Annotated in this window: 13 protein-coding genes; 4 read left to right on the top strand and 9 right to left on the bottom strand. The window is 77.2% G+C overall.

Translation table 11 applies throughout. From position 1 onward, the window contains the following. Positions 1-53: 53 nt before the first annotated feature. From NT8_RS20500 to NT8_RS20490, 3 genes are read right to left on the bottom strand one after another with little or no spacing between them, the layout of a single operon-like run. Positions 54-2,135 carry an adenylosuccinate synthase gene (locus tag NT8_RS20500; protein WP_067972126.1) on the bottom strand — a complete coding sequence of 694 codons (2,082 nt, stop codon included), beginning with the start codon at positions 2,133-2,135 and terminating at the stop codon, positions 54-56. Further along, on the bottom strand, positions 2,132-3,355 hold the full coding sequence (locus tag NT8_RS20495; RefSeq protein WP_067972123.1) for a cytochrome P450: 1,224 nt from the start codon (positions 3,353-3,355) through the stop codon (positions 2,132-2,134). The genes NT8_RS20500 and NT8_RS20495 overlap by 4 nt, the downstream gene beginning before the upstream one ends. Beyond that, positions 3,352-4,098 carry a tRNA-dependent cyclodipeptide synthase gene (locus tag NT8_RS20490; protein ID WP_169805237.1) on the bottom strand — a complete coding sequence of 249 codons (747 nt, stop codon included), beginning with the start codon at positions 4,096-4,098 and terminating at the stop codon, positions 3,352-3,354. The genes NT8_RS20495 and NT8_RS20490 overlap by 4 nt, the downstream gene beginning before the upstream one ends. A 309-nt stretch (positions 4,099-4,407) precedes the next feature. On the opposite strand from NT8_RS20490, the gene NT8_RS20485 reads away from it, so the two are divergent. From NT8_RS20485 to NT8_RS20470, 4 genes are all read left to right on the top strand, one after another. Continuing rightward, complete coding sequence (locus NT8_RS20485; protein ID WP_067972117.1) at positions 4,408-5,076, top strand: class I SAM-dependent methyltransferase; 669 nt, start codon at positions 4,408-4,410, stop codon at positions 5,074-5,076. Continuing rightward, positions 5,073-6,647, top strand: a complete 1,575-nt coding sequence (locus NT8_RS20480; protein ID WP_067972115.1) for an MFS transporter — start codon at positions 5,073-5,075, stop codon at positions 6,645-6,647. The genes NT8_RS20485 and NT8_RS20480 overlap by 4 nt, the downstream gene beginning before the upstream one ends. Positions 6,648-6,969: 322 nt before the next feature. After that, positions 6,970-7,560 (top strand): TetR/AcrR family transcriptional regulator, encoded by a 591-nt coding sequence (locus NT8_RS20475; protein WP_067972112.1) that lies wholly within the window; start codon positions 6,970-6,972, stop codon positions 7,558-7,560. A gap of 172 nt (positions 7,561-7,732) precedes the next feature. Continuing rightward, entirely contained in the window at positions 7,733-8,839 is a 1,107-nt protein-coding gene (locus NT8_RS20470; protein WP_084469134.1) for a medium chain dehydrogenase/reductase family protein, read from the top strand. A 195-nt stretch (positions 8,840-9,034) separates the two neighbouring features. On the opposite strand, the gene NT8_RS20465 is transcribed toward NT8_RS20470, so the two are convergent. From NT8_RS20465 to NT8_RS20440, 6 genes are all read right to left on the bottom strand, one after another. Next, positions 9,035-10,357: an ABC transporter substrate-binding protein gene (locus NT8_RS20465; protein WP_067972109.1), complete on the bottom strand. Its 1,323-nt coding sequence runs from the start codon at positions 10,355-10,357 to the stop codon at positions 9,035-9,037. A gap of 45 nt (positions 10,358-10,402) precedes the next feature. Continuing rightward, on the bottom strand, positions 10,403-11,506 hold the full coding sequence (locus NT8_RS20460) for a branched-chain amino acid ABC transporter permease (protein ID WP_067972106.1): 1,104 nt from the start codon (positions 11,504-11,506) through the stop codon (positions 10,403-10,405). A 2-nt stretch (positions 11,507-11,508) separates the two neighbouring features. Continuing rightward, positions 11,509-12,360: a branched-chain amino acid ABC transporter permease gene (locus NT8_RS20455; protein WP_067972103.1), complete on the bottom strand. Its 852-nt coding sequence runs from the start codon at positions 12,358-12,360 to the stop codon at positions 11,509-11,511. Positions 12,361-12,371: 11 nt separating this feature from the next. After that, complete coding sequence (locus NT8_RS20450) at positions 12,372-13,088, bottom strand: ABC transporter ATP-binding protein (protein WP_067972100.1); 717 nt, start codon at positions 13,086-13,088, stop codon at positions 12,372-12,374. Then, positions 13,081-13,875 carry an ABC transporter ATP-binding protein gene (locus NT8_RS20445; RefSeq protein WP_067972097.1) on the bottom strand — a complete coding sequence of 265 codons (795 nt, stop codon included), beginning with the start codon at positions 13,873-13,875 and terminating at the stop codon, positions 13,081-13,083. The genes NT8_RS20450 and NT8_RS20445 overlap by 8 nt, the downstream gene beginning before the upstream one ends. Positions 13,876-14,066: 191 nt before the next feature. Continuing rightward, positions 14,067-16,832, bottom strand: coding sequence for a helix-turn-helix transcriptional regulator (locus tag NT8_RS20440; RefSeq protein WP_369406307.1), 2,766 nt, complete (start codon positions 16,830-16,832; stop codon positions 14,067-14,069). Positions 16,833-16,972 lie beyond the last annotated feature (140 nt).

Genomic DNA, 16,972 nt, shown 5'->3' with positions numbered 1-16,972 from the left:
GCGCCCCGCCCCGGGGCGCCTCCGCGCGGCGGCCCCGGGGCGGGCGGCCCGGCTCAGGCGTCCTCGGCGACCGGCGCGGGCGCCCCGGCGCCGACCAGGGCGAGCGCCTCCTCGGCGGTGCGCGCGTGCCGGACGAGGGCGCGGTCGGCCGCGGTGATGAACCCCGCCTCCCGCGCGTGGTCGAGCAGGCCGACGAGCGGGTCGAAGTAGCCGGTGCCGACCAGCACCACCGGCTTGTGGTGCAGGCCGAGCTGCGTCCAGGTGACCGCCTCGAACAGCTCGTCGAAGGTCCCGTACCCGCCGGGCAGCACGAGGACGGCGTCGGCCAGCCCGTACATCAGCTCCTTGCGCTCGTGCATCGAGGCGACGACCCGCAGGTCGGCCAGGTCGAGCCGGCCGAACTCGCGGTCCATGAGCGCCTGCGGGATGATGCCGGTGACCGCGCCGCCGGCCTCCAGCGCGGCGTCGGACAGCGCCCCCATCATGCCGACCCCGCCCGCCCCGTACACGATGCCGACGCCGGCGCGGGCGCACGCCGCGCCGACCTCGGCGGCGAGCGCCCGGTACCGGGGGTCGGTGCCGGGTCCGGCGCCGCAGAACACCGCGACCCGGCGGACCGGGGCGGCGGGCGCGTCGTCGGCGGCGCGGGCGGGCGCCGGCAGCGCGGCGGCCACCGCCCCGCCGGGCGCGGGGGCGCGGCGGCGGCCGGTGATCCGGGCGAGTTCGCCGTCGGGCACCACGACGAGGTCGTCGGCGGCGGGCCCCGTGCTGATGCCGCTGACGGGGACCTCCAGGAAGTCGGCGACGAACCGGGCGAACTCCTTGAGTTCGCGGGGCAGCCGCGCGTACTCGCGCACCCCCGCCGAGGGGGCGCCCCACCCGGGCAGGTGGGCGTAGACCGGTGTGCACCCGGCCAGGTAGTCGTGGTCGGGGCGGAACGGCAGCGGCCCCCGGCCGTCGCGCTCGTAGCCGACGCACACCCCCACGGTCTCGAACCCGTCCAGGACGTCGGGCTTGGTGAGCACGACGCTGGTGTAGCGGTTGAGGCCGACCGCCCACCGGGCGTGCACCAGGTCGAGCCACCCGCAGCGCCGCGGCCGGCCGGTGGTGGTGCCGGACTCGGCGCCGCGTTCGCGCAGCAGGTCGCCCAGCGCGCCGTCGTCCTCGGTGACGAAGGCGCCGTTGCCGACCATGGTCTGGTACGCCTTCAGCACCCCGATGCGGTGCGCCACGGCGGCGGCGTCGACGCCCGTGCCCGCGGGCACGGAGTGGAACGCGGTCGGCGAGGTCGTGACGTAGGGGTAGATGCCGTGGTCGATGTCGATGAGCGGGCCCTGCGCCCCCTCGAACAGCACCCCGTACCCGGCGCCGACGGCGGTGTCGAGCAGCTCGGCGGTGTCGGCGGCCAGGGACAGCAGCAGGTCGCGGTGGCCCCGGAGCCAGTCGGCGTCGTCGTCGGCGCACGACGCGGGCAGGCCGAACAGCTCGGCGTTGAGCCGGAGCCGGTGCCGCACCAGGTCGGGGTCGGCGAGGTCGCGCACCCGGACGCCGGTGCGGTTGTACTTGCTGACGTTGGCCGGGCCGATGCCGCGCCGGGTGGTGCCGATCGCCTCGCCCGCGCCGCGGTGCGCGCCCTCCTGGCGGGCGTCGGCGCGGCGGTGCAGCGGCAGCACGAGGTGGGCGCGGTCGCTGAGGACGAGCCGCGCCGGGTCGAAGCCCCGGTCGCGCAGCTCGCCGAGTTCGGTGGCGAGGGTCTCGGGGTTGACCAGCACGCCGTTGCCGATGACCCCGACCACGCCCGGGTGGCGCAGCCCCGAGGGCAGGAGGTGGTTCCTCAACACCGTGGTGCGGCCCTCGGCGTCGCGGTGGACGACGGTGTGCCCGGCGTTGTCGCCGCCCTGCACCCGCACGACGAGTTCGTGGTGCGGGGTGAGGCGGTCGACCATCGCGCCCTTGCCGCCGTCGCCCTGCTGGAGGTCGCCCACCCAGGTGATCGGCGCGGGGCCGGCGGCGCGCGGGGGCGGCAGCGCGGCGAGCAGGTCGGCGCGGCGGCGGTCGCGGCCGGCGAGGAGCCGGCGCAGGTGCCGCCGCGCGTCGGCGGCGCCGGCGGCGGCGCTTCTGGGGCTGTCGGTCATGGGCGGTCCCCGGTGTCGGCGGTCGGTGGGCTCTGGTGCGCGTGGACGGGGAGCCGCAGCGGGAAGCGGTCCATGGAGTCGGGACACCAGGGGATCTCGGCGGGCGGCACGGCCGGACGGACGTCGGGCAGGCGCTCGGCGAACTCCTGGATGCCGACGCGCAGACCCATGCGGGCGAGGGCACTGCCCGCGCAGAAGTGCGGGCCGTGGCCGAAACCCAGGTGGCCGTCGGACCTCCGGTGCGGGTCGAAGGTGTCCGGGTCGTCGAACACCGCCGGATCGCGGTTGGCCGCGTCGGCGGCGATGAGGACCAGGTCGCCCGCGCGGATGGCGGCGCCGCCGATCTCCACGTCGGCCACCGCCAGCCGTTCGAGGGGCGTGTGCAGGAAGTAGGCGAGCCGTAGCGCCTCCTCGGTCGCCCGCGGAGCCAGGCCGGGGTCGGCGCGCAGCTCCGCCACCAGATCGGGCCGGCGGAGCAGGGTGTACAGGGTGAGTGCCAGCACCGTGGCCGGCCCGGCGTTGGCCAATCCGAACAGCCAGGACAGGGCGGCGGCCATGTGGTCGGGGCCCAGGGGGTCGTCCGGCGGCCGCGCCGCCGCCGCGTCGACGAGCGACCGGGCGAGGCCCGGGGGCAGGTCGGGGCGCTCCAGCACCCCGCGGAAGTACGCCTGCTGCCGGTCCAGGATGGCGCGCGTCCCCTCCGGATCGGGCGCGAGCCGCATGGCGGCCTCGACGCCGGGGAGCAGGGCCCGCCCCTCGTCGACGGGGATGCCGACGAGCCGGCAGCCGACCGCGAGCGGCAGCGCCCGGGTGTACCCGGTGACCAGGTCGGCGGGCTGGGGGCCGGCGGCGACGGCGGCGAGCAGGTCGCGGGCGGTCGCGCGGACCCACGGCTCCAGGGCCTTCACCCGGTTGGGCGCGATCTCCCGGCGCGCGATGTCGCGGACCCCCATGCGCTCCAGGGCCGGCAAGGAGTCGGTCAGCTCGGGCGGCATGCCAGTCGCGAAGGCGCGGGGTGCCCCCGCACGGGCAAGGGCCGCGAGCGAGATGCGGTCGTCCTCCAGGGCGCGGACCGCCGCGTCGTATCCGGTGACGAGCCTGGCGTCCGCCCTCGGGGTCCGGACCCGGGACACCGGGCAGGTCCGCTGGAGGCGCCGCTCCTCGGCCGCGATGGTGTCGCCGCGCGCGGAGAACGGATAGGGGGGCGGTGGCGCGGTCACCGGGCGGCTCCTTGGTCGGGCGGGCCGGGGACGGGGGCGGCCCGGCCGGCGGCCGGCGCCACCACCGCGAACCCCTGGGTGGGGGCGACCGACACGAGGGCGTCCGTGCCGTAGAGCAGGTCGACCACGGGCATGTGCAGGTGGTAGCAGGAGACGGAGGAGCCCACGCCGAGGATGCGCGGGGTGTCGAAGAAGAACGGCAGTTCGGCCTCCAGGTAGCACAGCGCGGCCTCGACCTGGTCTTCGCGGACGTCCGCCGCGCCGGTCCGGGCGGCGACGACCGCGCGCGTCATGGCGCGCACGACGGCGGCGAACGCCGGTTCCCCGCGCATCGCCGCCGCCACGTCGGCCAGGACGGCCCGGTACGCGGTGTCGTCCTGGAACGACGAGAGCCCGCGGACGGTCGGGCGGCGGTCCTCGGGCAGGGAGCCCGCGGCGTCGGCCACCCGGTTGCGGATGAGGCGGGTCTCCTTGTGCGCCTTGCGCCGCGCGTGCTCCTCGCTGTAGCCGAGGGCGCGCAGCACGTGGACGACGTGGCTGTCGGCGATGACGACGTCGACGGCGGCGAACCGGTGGGCGGCCCAGCGCATCAGCGCGGTGAGGCGCTCGCGGTTGAAATAGCTGTTCCCGTGGCTGACACCCAGAAGGGCGTGCTCCCCCTTCTCCAGGATCTCCCGGCATTTCTCCGTCAATGGGGCGACGTCAAATGCGCCGTCCCGTTCCACGGGCACCGCGTACGACACGACCGACTCCCTCGGCGTCGTCCAGCTCGGATTCCGATCACCCACCCCAGCTATCCGGACCTGGCTCGACATGCACTCGCGCCCCGCTCGAACGGCCCCCCTCGTTCGCCCCGCCCGGATTCCCGTGGAGCACCGGGCCATTTCCGATATCGCCGCACCGTGAATTCCCCGACCCCGGTCGAATCATTCGGAAACGACCGCGAAACCGACTGCCGCATGCCAGAATTCCCGAGAACGCGCGGAATTCCTGCACGCGGGACCACCCTGGTCGGTCGGCCCGCCGCCGCGCCGACCGACCAGGGGGACGACATGGAATCGCCATCGCGGGCGGCGGCCCGCGCCTTCGACACGATCGGCGCCGACTACGAGCGCGCCTACGGCGGGCTGCCCGGGCGCCGCGCCCTCCTGGAGCGGCTGGTCGCCGTGACCCCGCCGGGCGGGCGGGTCCTCGACATCGGCTCGGGGACCGGGCGCCCCACCGCCGAGGTCCTGACCGCGGCCGGGCTGCGCGTCACGGGCATCGACGTCTCCGCGGAGATGGTCGCGCTGGCGCGCCGCCGGGTGCCCGGGGCCGTCTTCGAGGTCGCCGACGTGCTCACCTACGCCGCCGACGACGCCGGCCTCGACGCCGTGTGCGCCTTCTTCTCCCTGTTCCACATGACCCGCGCCGAACTGGCCGAGCGGTTGTCGTCCATCGCCCGGTGGCTGCGGCCCGGGGGCCACCTCGCCCTGGCCACCCTCGCCGCCGACGCCGAGCTGGCGGAGATCGAGCTGATGGGGATGCGGGTCCCCGTCACCAGCTACCCGGCCGACGAGTACCCCCGGCACCTGGCCGCCGCCGGGTTCACCGTGGTGTCCGCCGAGACCGCCGAGTTCGTCCCCGGCGCCCACGGCGGGCGCGCCGAGGAGCACCTGTACTGCCTGGCCCGCCGGCCGCCGGCGCCGACGGGACCCACCGCGCCCGGGGACCGCGCGTGACCGCCGCCCCCGGCGCCCCGGACCGCTCCGCCGCCGGCCCCGGCCTCCCCGAGCGCGCGGGCCCGCGCGCGTGGGCGGGGCTGGGCGTGCTGATGCTCCCCGTGCTGCTGGTGTCGGTCGACATGACCGTCCTCGGGTTCGCCGTGCCGCATCTGAGCGCCGACCTCGCCCCCACGGGGGTCGAGCTGCTGTGGATCGTCGACGTCTACCCGTTCGTGCTGTCCGGCCTGCTGGTCACCATGGGTGTGCTCGGCGACCGCGTCGGCCGCCGCCGGCTCCTCGTCGTGGGGGCGGCCGCGTTCGGCGCCGCGTCGCTGGCCGCCGCCTACGCGCCGACGGCCACCGCGCTGATCGCCGCGCGCGCGGCGCTCGCGGTGGCGGGCGCCACGCTCATGCCGTCCACCCTGTCCCTGCTGCGCGCCATGTTCCTCGACGACCGGCAGCGGACGTTCGCCGTCGCCGCGTGGGGGGCGGCGTTCTCCGGCGGCGCCGTCCTGGGGCCGGTCCTCGGCGGGTGGCTGCTGGAGCGGTACTGGTGGGGGTCGGTGTTCCTCATCAACCTGCCGATCATGGCCCTGCTCGTGCCGGCCGTCCCCCTGCTGGTGCGCGAGTACCGCGACCCCGCGCCCGGGCGCTTCGACCTGCCGGGGGCGGTGCTGTCGCTGGCGGCGCTGCTGCCGTTCGCCTACGGCGTGAAGGCCGTCGCGCGCGACGGCGCGGCACCGGTGCCGCTGCTGTTCGTCGCCCTCGGCTGCCTGGCGGCGTGGGCGTTCGTGCGCCGCCAGCTCCGGACGGCGCACCCGCTGATCGACGTCCGCCTGTTCCGGCACCGCGTCTTCGGCACGGGGGTGGCCACCAACCTGCTGTGCGTCTTCGCCGTGACGGCCGCGATGTTCGCGCTGACCCAGTACCTCCAGCTCGTCGTCGGGCTGCCGCCGTTCACGGCGGGGCTGGTCCTGGTCCCGGGCATGGTGCTGACCGTGCTCACCGGGTTCGCGGCCGCGGGGCTCAGCGGCCGGGTGCCGCCGCGGGCGCTGATCCCCGCCGGACTGGTGCTGATGGCGGGCGGGTTCGCCCTGCTGTGCGTGCTGCCGGCCGAGGGCGGGCTGCCGCTGCTGGTGGCCGCGTTCGTCCTCGTGGGCGCCGGGTCGGGGGCGGCGCAGACCCTGACCAGCAACGCGATCATGTCCTCGGTTCCGCCCCGGCGGGCCGGCGCCGCGTCGGCCGTCTCCGAGACCGCCTTCGAGCTCGGCGGGGCCCTCGGCATCGCGGTGCTCGGCAGCGTCCTGACCACGGCCTACCGCCAGGGGCTCGGCGCGGTCGAGGGGGTGCCCGAGTCGGCCCTCGCCCCGGCCCGCGAGACCCTGGGCGCCGCCCTGGCGGCCGCCCGGACCCTGCCCCCGGCCGAGGGCGCGGCCCTCGGCGAGGCCGCCCGCACGTCGTTCACCGCCGGCCTGCACACCATGGCCGCCATCGGCGCCCTCCTCCTCGCCTACACCGCCGTCCAGGCCGCCGTGCTGCTGCGGGGCGCCGCCGACCAGGGAAAGCGCGGGGTCAAAGGTGGGTCATGAGGTGAAATGCCCGGTTTTCCCGGGTGGCGCGGCGGGCATCGCGAGGGGTGCACGACCCCGCGCCGACCGGTCCGGCCGGAGCGGGTGGAGACCATCCCGGAAAAGGCGGCGCCCGACCCGCTGACCCCGGCGCCGCCGCACGACGGCCACCGCGCACCGCCTTGCGGTGGCCGTCCGTGTGCCCGGGTACGGGCGACGGGCGGACCGGCGCGCGTCCGCGCGGCGGCCCCGTGGCCCGCTACGGGCCGACCGGACGCGGCGCGCGAGGCGCGGGGCGCGGGCGGGCTTGACAGATCGGCGTTGTGAGTGTGTACTCACATACATGACGCAGAACGACGCTCCCCGCTCCACCGCCGAGGCGCGGCGGGCGACGGTCCTCGCCCGGGCGCTCCCGGTCTTCGCCGCGGCGGGGTACCACGCGACCCCGGTCACCGAGGTCGCCGCCGCCGCCGGCATCTCGCAGGCGTACGTGTTCCGCCTGTTCCCCGGGAAACTCGCCCTGTTCACCGCGGTCCTGGACCGCTGCTACACGCTGATCGGCGAGGCCCTGTCCGCCGGCGCCGAGAAGGCCGCCGGCGGGTCGCCCATGGAGGTGCTGGAGGCCATGGGCGACGCCTACGCCGACCTCATCGCCGACCGCGACCTGCTGATGCTCCAGGTGCACGCCATGAGCGTGGCCGACATCCCCGAGGTGCGCGCGACCATGCGCGCGGGCCACGCCCGGACGGTGGCGCTCGCCTTCGAGCTGTCCGGTGGGACCCAGGCCCAGGTGCAGCACTTCTTCGCCATGGGGCAGCTCTGCCACCTCATCGCGGCCATGGACCTGGACGCCGTCGACGAGACGTGGGCCCGGACGCTCACCCGGGGCATGCGCCACGCCCCCCACCCGGGCGCGGGAGGCGCCCCGGCGTGAGCGCGGGCCGGCACCACCGGCCCGCCCCTCCCCCGCCCCGACCGGACGCCGCCGCCGCGCGGCGTCCTTTCGGCCCCAACAAGTGACTGAGTACTCACTTACAAGCGGCCCGCCGCCCCGCCGACCGGACCCCGACGACCACGACCCACCGCATCCCACCGGAGGTACCGCCATGTTCCCGACCGACCGCCCCTCCCCCGCTCCGTCCGCCGCCCCGCCCGCCGCCGCAGCCGGCGCGGCCACCGCGCTGGAGGTCGTCCTGCCCGGTGTGGTCGACCCCTCGGGCCTCGTCCTGCGCCGCCGCCCGCTGCCCGCCCCCGGCCCCGGCGAGGCCGCCGTCCGCGTCGAGGCCGCCGGGGTCTCCTTCGCCGAGCAGCAGATGCGCCGCGGCAAGTACTTCGACCAGCCGCCGTTCCCGTTCGTGCCCGGGTACGACCTGGTGGGGACGGTCACCGCCGTGGGGCCGGGCGCCGACCCCGCGCTGGTCGGCCGCCGGGTCGCCGCGCTCACCAAGACCGGCGCCTGGACCGACCGGACCGTCCTGCCCGCCGCCGACCTGGTCCCGGTCCCCGACGGCGTCGACCCGGCCGAGGCCGAGACGCTGGTGGTCAACGGCATCACCGCCTGGCAGATGCTGCACCGCGTCGCCCGGGTCCGCAGCGGGGCGACCGTCCTGGTCCACGGGGCCAACGGCGGCGTGGGCTCGACCCTGGTCCAGCTCGCCCGGCTGGCGGGCGCGCGGGTGATCGGCACCGCCAACCCGCGCCACCACGACGCCGTGCGGGCCCTCGGCGCGGTCCCGGTCGACTACCGCGCCCCCGACCTGGCCGACCGGGTGCGGGCGCACGCGCCCGGCGGGGTGGACGCCGTGTTCGACCACGTCGGCGGCCCCGGCATCACCGACTCGTTCGGGCTGCTGGCGCCCGGCGGCACGCTGGTGTCCTACGGCACGGCGGCGACCCGCGATGTCGCGGGCAACCCCCACCTGCCGGTCCTGCTCCTGTTCGCCCGCCTCGCGTGGTGGGACCTGCTGCCCAACCGGCGGCGCGCGCACTTCTACAACATCTGGGCGGGCCGGCGGCGGCGGGCCGCGTTCCGGGCCCGCCTCACCGCCGACCTCGGCCGGGTCCTCGGGCTGCTCGCCGAGGGCGGGCTGGCGCCGCAGGTCGCCGCGCGCGTCCCGCTGGAGCGGGTGGCCGAGGCGGTCGAGCTGGCCGAGTCGGGCACGGTCACCGGCAAGGTCGTCCTCGTGCCCGGCTCCGGGTCGGCGGCGGGCTGAGCCTCCGGGGCACCGACCACCCGCCTTTATCCTGTAGATTCCCAAACCGGGTGAAAAGCCGCCGCAGCCGCGAACCGGACGGCGGTGGACCCCGGTCGGGCCGCCCGCCCCCCGCCGTCCACGGGGGGCGGGCGGCCCGGCTCACCGCACGGTCCGCCGCTGCGGGGCCCGGCGGCGCGGGCCCCGCAGCGCGGATCAGGGCTCGTGCGCGAAGAGGGGGATGTCCTGCGGCTCGGGCCGCTCCATCTCGAACTCCTCGATGTCGCCGCCCTCGCTGTCGGTCACCCGCGGCTCCTGGAGGGTCTCCGGCTGCTCGCCCGCCCGGTACTGGGAGACGTAGGCGCCGGTGTAGCCGCTGTGGTCGTCCTCGCTCGCCACGAACGGCACCAGGCCGGGCCCGGCCCACTCCCGCGACCCCAGGGCGTCGATCAGGGACTGCCTGGTCAGGTCCTGTCCGGCCGCCTCCAGCACCTGGACGAACAGGGTCGCCTGCACCATGCCGTACAGGGTGGTGTTGGTCAGCGGGGCCTCGCCGCCGTACTCCTCGTAGATCGCGGTGTACAGCTCCACCCACGCGTCGTCGGTGCCCACCTGCGGCAGGTAGCCGGTGCTGATCAGGCCGTCGATGAGCGCGTCCGGCGGCACGTCGGCGCCGGCCTCCTCGGCGAACTCGCCGAGCAGCGCCTCCAGGGTGGCGGTGTCGGCGCCGATGCTGCTCGCCACGAACTGCGCCTCGTAGCCGATGCCCGCCGCCTCCAGCAGGGCCAGTGCGGTGTAGGTGGGCACGCACGAGCAGACGACGAGGTCGGCCCCGGCCCGCTCCAGCGCGGCGATCTGCGGCCCGATGTCGGTGACGCCGGACTCGTAGGACTCCACGGCGACGACCTGGTCGGCGAGGTACTGGTCGAGGCCGGCCTGGGAGTCCACGCCGACGTCGTCGTTCTGGTGGAAGTAGCCGACCTTGGCGTCCGGGAAGTGCTCGGCGATGTAGGCGCCCTGGATCTTCGCCTCCTTGGTGTAGTCGACCTGGTAGCCGTAGCTCAGCGGGTAGGTCTCGGGCTGGTTCCACATCAGCGCCCCCGACGACACGAAGAGGTCGGGTACGCCCTCGTCGTTGAGGTAGTCGATGACCTTGGAGTGGGTGGGGGTGCCCAGCCCGCCCAGCATCGCGAAGACCTCGTCGCTGAGCACCAGGTCGCGGGTGACCTCGATGGTGCGGGTGGGGTCGTAGGCGTCGTCCTCGACCCGGTAGTCGATGGTGCGGCCGTGCACGCCGCCGTTGGCGTTGACGTAGTCGAACACCGCCCCGGCGCCCACCGGGATCTGGCTGTAGCCGGGCGCGGCCGGCCCGGTCAGCGGCATGTGCGTGCCGATGACGACGCTGTCGTCGGTGACGCCGGTGCTGACGTCGAGGTCGGCGGCCGCGCCGTCCTCGACCTCGCCTGCCCCGCCGCACGCGGTCGCGAGGAGGGTGAGGGCCAGGGCGGTCGCCGCCGTGGCCGGGGTCCGTTGTCTCATGCTGGTCTCCCGGGGGGATGGGGGTGTGCGGTGGTGGGGCCGCGGTCAGCGGCGCCGGACGCGGTCGGCGAGCAGCCGCACGGCGCCGTGGGCGCCCTGCGGCCAGACGCGGACGACGACGATGAGGACGACGCCGAAGAACACGACCGGCAGGTTGTTGGCGACGTCGGTGTCGAGATCGAGGGCGTGGGCGAGCTCGGTGCCGCCCACCTCGACGTAGACGAGGGCGAGGGCCGCCCAGAACGCGCCCCAGAGGCTGCCGAACCCGCCCAGGACCAGGGCGGCGAGCAGGCTCAGCGACAGGGCGAGGGTGAAGGTGCCGGGGGTGGCCGTGCCGAGCAGGTACGCCTGGCACCCGCCGGCCAGCCCGCCCGCCCCGGCGCTGACCACGAACGCCACGACCTTGGTGCGGCCCACGGGGACCCCGGCGAGGGCGGCGGCGGCCTCGTCGTCGCGCAGGGCGCGCATGCGCCGGCCGAGGCGCCCGCCGCTGATGGTGGCGATGAGGACCATGGCGATCAGCACGGTCGTCCACACGACGAGCGCCCGCCACTGGCCGTCGTCGACCACCCCGGCCAGGGCGGGGGGCGCCCCGCGGGTGCTGAACGCGAGCCCGTTGGCGCCGCCCAGCAGGTCGGGGAAGCGGACGGCGAGCGCGGGCAGCCCCACGGCGAGGGTCAGGGTGGCCCCCGCCAGGTAGGGGCCGTGCAGGCGGGCGGTGGCCGCGCCGACCAGCACCCCGGCGGCGCAGCTCACCGCCACCGTGACCAGGAGGCCGAGCCACAGCGGGAGCGCCGGGACGTGCAGCACGAGCAGCGCCACCGTGTAGGCGCCGACGAACATGAACGCGCCGTGGCCGAGCGACACCTGCCCGCTGAGGCCGATGAGCAGCTGGAGGCCGGCCACCGCCAGCAGGTGGTAGCCCACGGCGGCGATCCGCAGGTCGGTGAGGCCGCCGGCGACCGAGGTCAGGGCGGCCACCGCGGCGAGGGCTACGGCGGCCCACAGCAGGTGGCGGACGATCGGGGGCAGCGCGCGCCGGCCCGGTCGCGGGGCGTCCGGTGCGGCGGCGGTCGCGGCCGGGCGCGGCGCGCCGGGGTCCGCGGGGGCGTCGGCGGCGGGGGCGCCGCGGCGCGGGGAGGGGGCCATGGCTAGACCTTTCGGGCCGGGGTCCGGGCGAACAGCCCGTCGGGCCGGAGGCTGAGGACGACGACGAGGATGGCCAGGGCGGCCAGGGTGGTGAGGTCGGCCCCGGCGTAGCCGGAGACGTAGGACAGGCCCAGGCCGAGCAGCATCCCGCCCGCGACGGCGCCGAACGGGCTCTCCAGCCCGCCCAGGACGGCGGCGGCGATGGCGTAGACGAACACGGCGTCGAACACGTTGGGGAAGATGAACGGGGGTGCGGCGAGCATCCCGGCGAGGGCGCCGATGAGCGACGCGATGCCCCACCCGGCGGTGAGCATCAGCCCGACGGGCACCCCGGACAGCCGGGCCGACTCCGGGCGCAGGGCGGCCGCGCGCATGCGCAGCCCCAGCGGCGTGAACCGGTAGAGGGCGAACAGCGCGGCGGCGACCGCCGCCACCGCCCCCAGGGTGAACGCGTCGGCCGGGGAGAACCGGCCCCGGTAGTCCATCGGGTAGCCGAACCCGATGGGCTCGGTGCCCCACACCATGCCGGCCACGCCCTGCAGGACGAGGAGCAGGCCGAGGGTGGTGATGATGGCGCCCAGCGGGGTGGCGCCGCGCAGCGGCCGGATCAGCACGCGCTCGGTGACCACGCCCAGCACCAGGCCGGCGGCGAGGGCGGCGGCGAACCCCAGCCAGTAGTTCCCGGTGGCCCGGGTGACGGTGGAGGCCAGGTAGACGGCGATGAGCGCCAGCGCCGGCTGGGCGAAGTTCACCACCCGCGTCGCCTGGTAGATGATCACCAGGGACAGCCCGAGGGCGGCGTAGACGGCGCCCTCGGCGAGGCCGTTCAGGGTGAGGCTGACGAAGTGGTCCACGGTCGTCCCTTTCAGAAGCCCAGGTAGGCGTGGCGGACGCGGTCGTCGGCGAGCAGTTCCGCCGCCGAGCCCTCCGCGGCCACCGCGCCCTGGGCGAGCACGAACGCGTGGTCGGCGATCGACAGGGCGCCGCGCGCGTTCTGCTCGACCAGGACCACGGTGAGCCCGGTGCGGGCACGCAGGTCGCGCAGCAGCGCGAGGATGCGCGCGGTGACCCGGGGCGCCAGCCCCAGGGACGGCTCGTCCAGCAGCAGCACGTCGGGGCGGCCCATGAGGGCGCGGCCGATGGCGAGCATCTGCCGTTCACCGCCGGAGAGGGTGGCGGCGGCGCGGGAGAGGCGCTCGGCCAGCGGCGGGAACAGCTCGCACACCTCGCGCAGCGCGGCGGCCCGGTCGGCGCGGCCGCGCCACAGCGCGCCGAGCCGCAGGTTCTCCTCGACGGTGAGTTCGGCGATGACGCCGCCGCCCTCGGGGACGTGGGCGACGCCGCGGCGGGCCAGGCGCTCGGTGGGCAGCCGGGTGACGTCCTCGCCGCGGAGCAGGACGCTGCCGGCGCGGGCGCGCTCCAGGCCGGTGACGGTGCGCAGCAGGGTGGTCTTGCCGGCGCCGTTGGCGCCGAGCACGGCGTGCACGGTGCCCGGGTGGACGGTCAGGTCGACGCCGTGCAGGGCGCGGACGGCGCCGTATCCGGCGGACAGGCCGCGGACCTGGAGGATGGGCTCAGGCATCGGACCCCGCTTCGGCCGGGGTGCCCAGGTAGGCCTCGGTGACGGCGGGGTCGGCACGGACCTCGTCGGGGGTGCCGGCGCGCACCACGCGGCCGAAGTTGAGGACGACGACGCGGTCGCACACCGACATCACCAGGTCGACGTGGTGCTCCACCAGGACGACGGCCATGCGGTCGCGCAGCCCGCGGATGCGGGCGCCCAGGGCGTCGACGTCGCCGGCGGAGAGGCCGCCGGCGGGTTCGTCGAGCAGCAGCAGCTCGGGGTCGGCGACGAGCGCGCGGGCCAGGGCGACCCGCTTCTGCACCCCGTAGGGCAGGGTGCCGGGCAGGGCGGCGGCGGTGTCGGCGATGTCGAACTCGGCGAGGGCCGCCCGCGCGCGGGCGTAGAGGTCGCGCTCGTCGCGGGCGTGCCGGCCCAGGCCGGTGAGCATGCCGAGGGCGCCGCCGGCGGCGAGGCGGTCGGCGCCGACGGCGACGTTGTCGAGCACGGTCATGCCGCCGAACAGGTTGAGCCCCTGGAAGGTGCGGGCGATCCGGAGCCGCGCGAGGTGGTGGGGGCGGTGGTCGCGCAGCGGGCGGCCGCCGTAGGTGAGGCGGCCCTCCTGGGGGCGGACCACCCCGGACAGCACGTTGAACAGGGTGGTCTTGCCGGCGCCGTTGGGGCCGATGAGGCCGACGACGGTGCGGGGCGGGACCTCCAGGTCGACCTCCGACAGGGCGACCAGGCCGCCGAAGCGGACGGTCACCCCCTCCGCCCGGAGCAGGGGCTCCGGTGGGCTGCTGGTCATGGGCGGCTCCTCGGGTGGGGCGGGCGGGGTCGGGACCGACCGGCCCGACCGACCGACCCGACCGACCGGTCGGCATGTGGCGGTGGGCGGTGGTCCGCGGGTTCGGGGCGGGGTGGCGGGCGGGGCTCGGGCGGTGCGGCGGTGCGGCGGCTCGGGGGCGGCCCGGGGCGGGCCGGCGGGTCAGGGGCGGGTTAGGGGAACAGGCGGGCGAGGTCGATGCGGGAGCGGATGTTGAGCTTGCGGAAGATCCCGCGCAGGTGGTGCTCGACGGTGCGCGGGCTGATGAACATGTGCGCGGCCACCTCGCGGTTGGTCGCGCCCTCGGCGACGAGGAGCGCGATCTGGCGCTGCTGGGCGGTCAGCTCGACCGGCCCCGCGCCCGGCTCGGGCGCCCCGGGGCTGCGCTCGGGGTCGCCGATCGCGCGCAGCTCCGCGCGGGCCTGGCGGACCCAGAGCCGGGCGCCGAACCGCTCGAACGTCTCCTGCGCGTCGCGCAGGTGCTCGCGGGCCCGCCCCGGCAGGCGGCCGCGCCGCAGCACGGTGCCGAAGAGCAGCTGGGTGCGGGCGCGCTCCACGTCGTCGTCGCCGCCGAGGCGGTGCAGCCGCAGCGCCTCCTCGAAGTGCTCCTCGGCCCGGCCCGCCCCGGCGAGCAGGCCGCGGCAGCGGGCGGCGAGGGCGAGCGCGGCGGGGCTGTCCGTCGCCGCCGCCCACCGCTCGTACCCGGCCAGGGCGCGCTCGGCCCACGCGGTCTCGCCGGTGCGCACCGCGGCCTCCACGAAGTGGGGGGCGGTGAGCAGCCGCATGGTGGGGTGGCCGTAGCCGGGGCCGGCGTGGGCCAGGGCCCGCAGCCGGTAGAACGCCTCGGCCGCGTCGCCCTGGGCCAGGTTGAGCACGGCCAGCGCCCACGTGCTGAGCGCGGTCGCCAGCCCCAGGCTCTCCTCGGTGGCCTGCTCGGCGACCATGCGGGCGCGGGCCCGGCAGTCGTCGGCGTCGCCGCGGATGGCGGCCACCAGGGCCAGCCCGGCGAGGTGGTGCACGGCCCAGTTCGGCTGCCCGGTCTCCTGGGCGCGGCGCACCCCCTCCAGGCAGTTGCCCGCGGCGGCGGGGAACCGGCCCGACCAGAACTCGGCGAAGACGAGGAACAGCAGCGCGGGCGGCAGCAGGTAGGCGGTACCGCGCCGGCGCGCGAGCAGCACGGCGCGCGCGGCCATGGCGTGCACGCGCGGGCCGTCGCCCATGCGCAGCCCCGCGATGCTCGCCCACACCAGTTCGGCGGGCTCGTCCACCTGCTCGCCCAGCTCCATGCAGCGGCGCAGCAGCGGCACCGCCGTCGCGTAGTCGGCGGCGAACGACGCCCGGCACCCCTCGACGAAGTCGAACCCCAGCCGCAGCGCCGGCGGGTCGTCGGGCCGGGCGAGCGGGGCGAGCCGGCGCGCGGCGACGGCGTGCCGGGTGGCGTCGCCGGCGATGGACGCGGCATCGGCGGCGCGCAGCAGGGCGCGGACGGCGTACTCGCGGTCGTGCGGGACGAGCCGCGACGCCGCGGTCAGCAGGGTCTCGGTGGCGTCGATGGCGTTGCCGTCGCGGGCCCCGATGTTGCCGCGCAGCAGTTCGACCAGCCCGGCCAGCCGCCCGGTGTCGGGCCGCACCCGGTCCAGCAGGGCGGAGGCGCGCTGCGGGTGCCCCGCCTGCCAGGCGTCGGTGGCGGCGGTGATGAGCCGGCAGCCGCGCATGGGGCCGTCGGGGGTGAGGTCGGCGGCGCGCTCGAACACCGCGGAGGCGGCCGCGGGGCCGTCGGCGCCGCGGGCGGCGTCGCCCGCGGCGGCGAGTTCGGCGGCGAGCCGGCGGTCGGGGCCGTGCGCGGCGGCCGCGCGGTGCCGGGCGTGCCGGGCGGGCTCGCGCCCGGGGTCGACCAGCCCGGCGAGCACCCGGTGGGCGGCGCGGCGGCGGGCGGCCGGCGCGTCCTGGTAGACGGCCGCGCGCAGCAGCGGGTCGGGGAAGACGATCCGGCCGCCGTCGAGGCGGACGATCCCGGCGTCCTCGGCGGGGGCGAACGCGTCGACCGTCCCGGCCCCGGCGGCCTCGACCAGGGTGTCGGCCCCGGCCTCGGGGTCGGCGGCGGCGAGCAGCACCAGGTGCCGGGTGACGGGGGGCAGGGCGCGCACGCGGGGGGCGTGCGCGCGCCGCAGCTCCTCGTGCAGCAGCAGCGGTTCGGGCAGGGCGGCGCGGCCGGCGGCCTGGTCGGGGTCCAGGGCGGCGGCGAAACCGAGGGCGGCGCGCGGGTTGCCGTGGGCGGCCCGCACCAGGGCGGCCCGGACGTCGGGGGTGAGGCCGGGCGGGCCGTGGTCGGCGAGCAGGTCGGCGAGGGCGCGGTCGCGCAGCGGGGGCAGGCGCAGGACGGGCACACCGGGCGCCACGGGGTCGGCGGAGCCGTCGCGGGCGGACAGCAGCACGGCGACCGCCTCGCCGTCGACCCTGCGGGCGGCGAACGCCAGGGCGTGCAGGGAGGGCGCGTCGAGCAGATGGGCGTCGTCGACCCGGCACAGCACCGGGGCGGCGCGGCCGGCGCGGGCCAGCAGGGCGAGGACGGCGGCGCCGAGGGCGAACCGGTCGGCGGGGCCGCCGTGCCCGGGTTCGAGCGCGCAGCGGAGGACGGCGGCCTGCTGCGGGTCCAGGTCGGCGAGGTGGTGGGTGACGGGGCGGAGCAGCCGCTGCAGCCCGGCGTGCGCGAGGCCGGTCTCGGCGGCGACGCCGTCGGCGGTGAGGAGGGTGAAGTCGCCGGCGGTGGCGCAGGCGTGGTCGAGGAGGGCGGACTTGCCGGAGCCGGGGCCGCCCGAGACGAGCAGCCGGGCCCCGCGTCCGGAGCGGGCGTCGCCGAGGGCGAGCGCGAGGGCCCGCTGTTCGGCGTCGCGTCCCCGGAGCCGGACCGAGGCGGCGGTGGGGCATTCTGTGACCACGGCCACAACGTACACACGGGGTCACCGGTACCGGTAGGTACCCGGGCCCAGACTGGTGGTTTCACCGATACCCCGGCCCGGTGCCGGTGGGCGGCCGCCGGGGCGGGGCGCGCGGCCGGGGCGGGGGCGCCGGGCCGGCC

Source organism: Nocardiopsis trehalosi NBRC 14201 (genome assembly GCF_001552555.1).
GTDB classification, from domain to species: domain Bacteria; phylum Actinomycetota; class Actinomycetes; order Streptosporangiales; family Streptosporangiaceae; genus Nocardiopsis_B; species Nocardiopsis_B trehalosi.
Note: the sequence above shows the minus strand (reverse complement) of the source record. Positions and strands in the feature narration are given on the sequence as shown.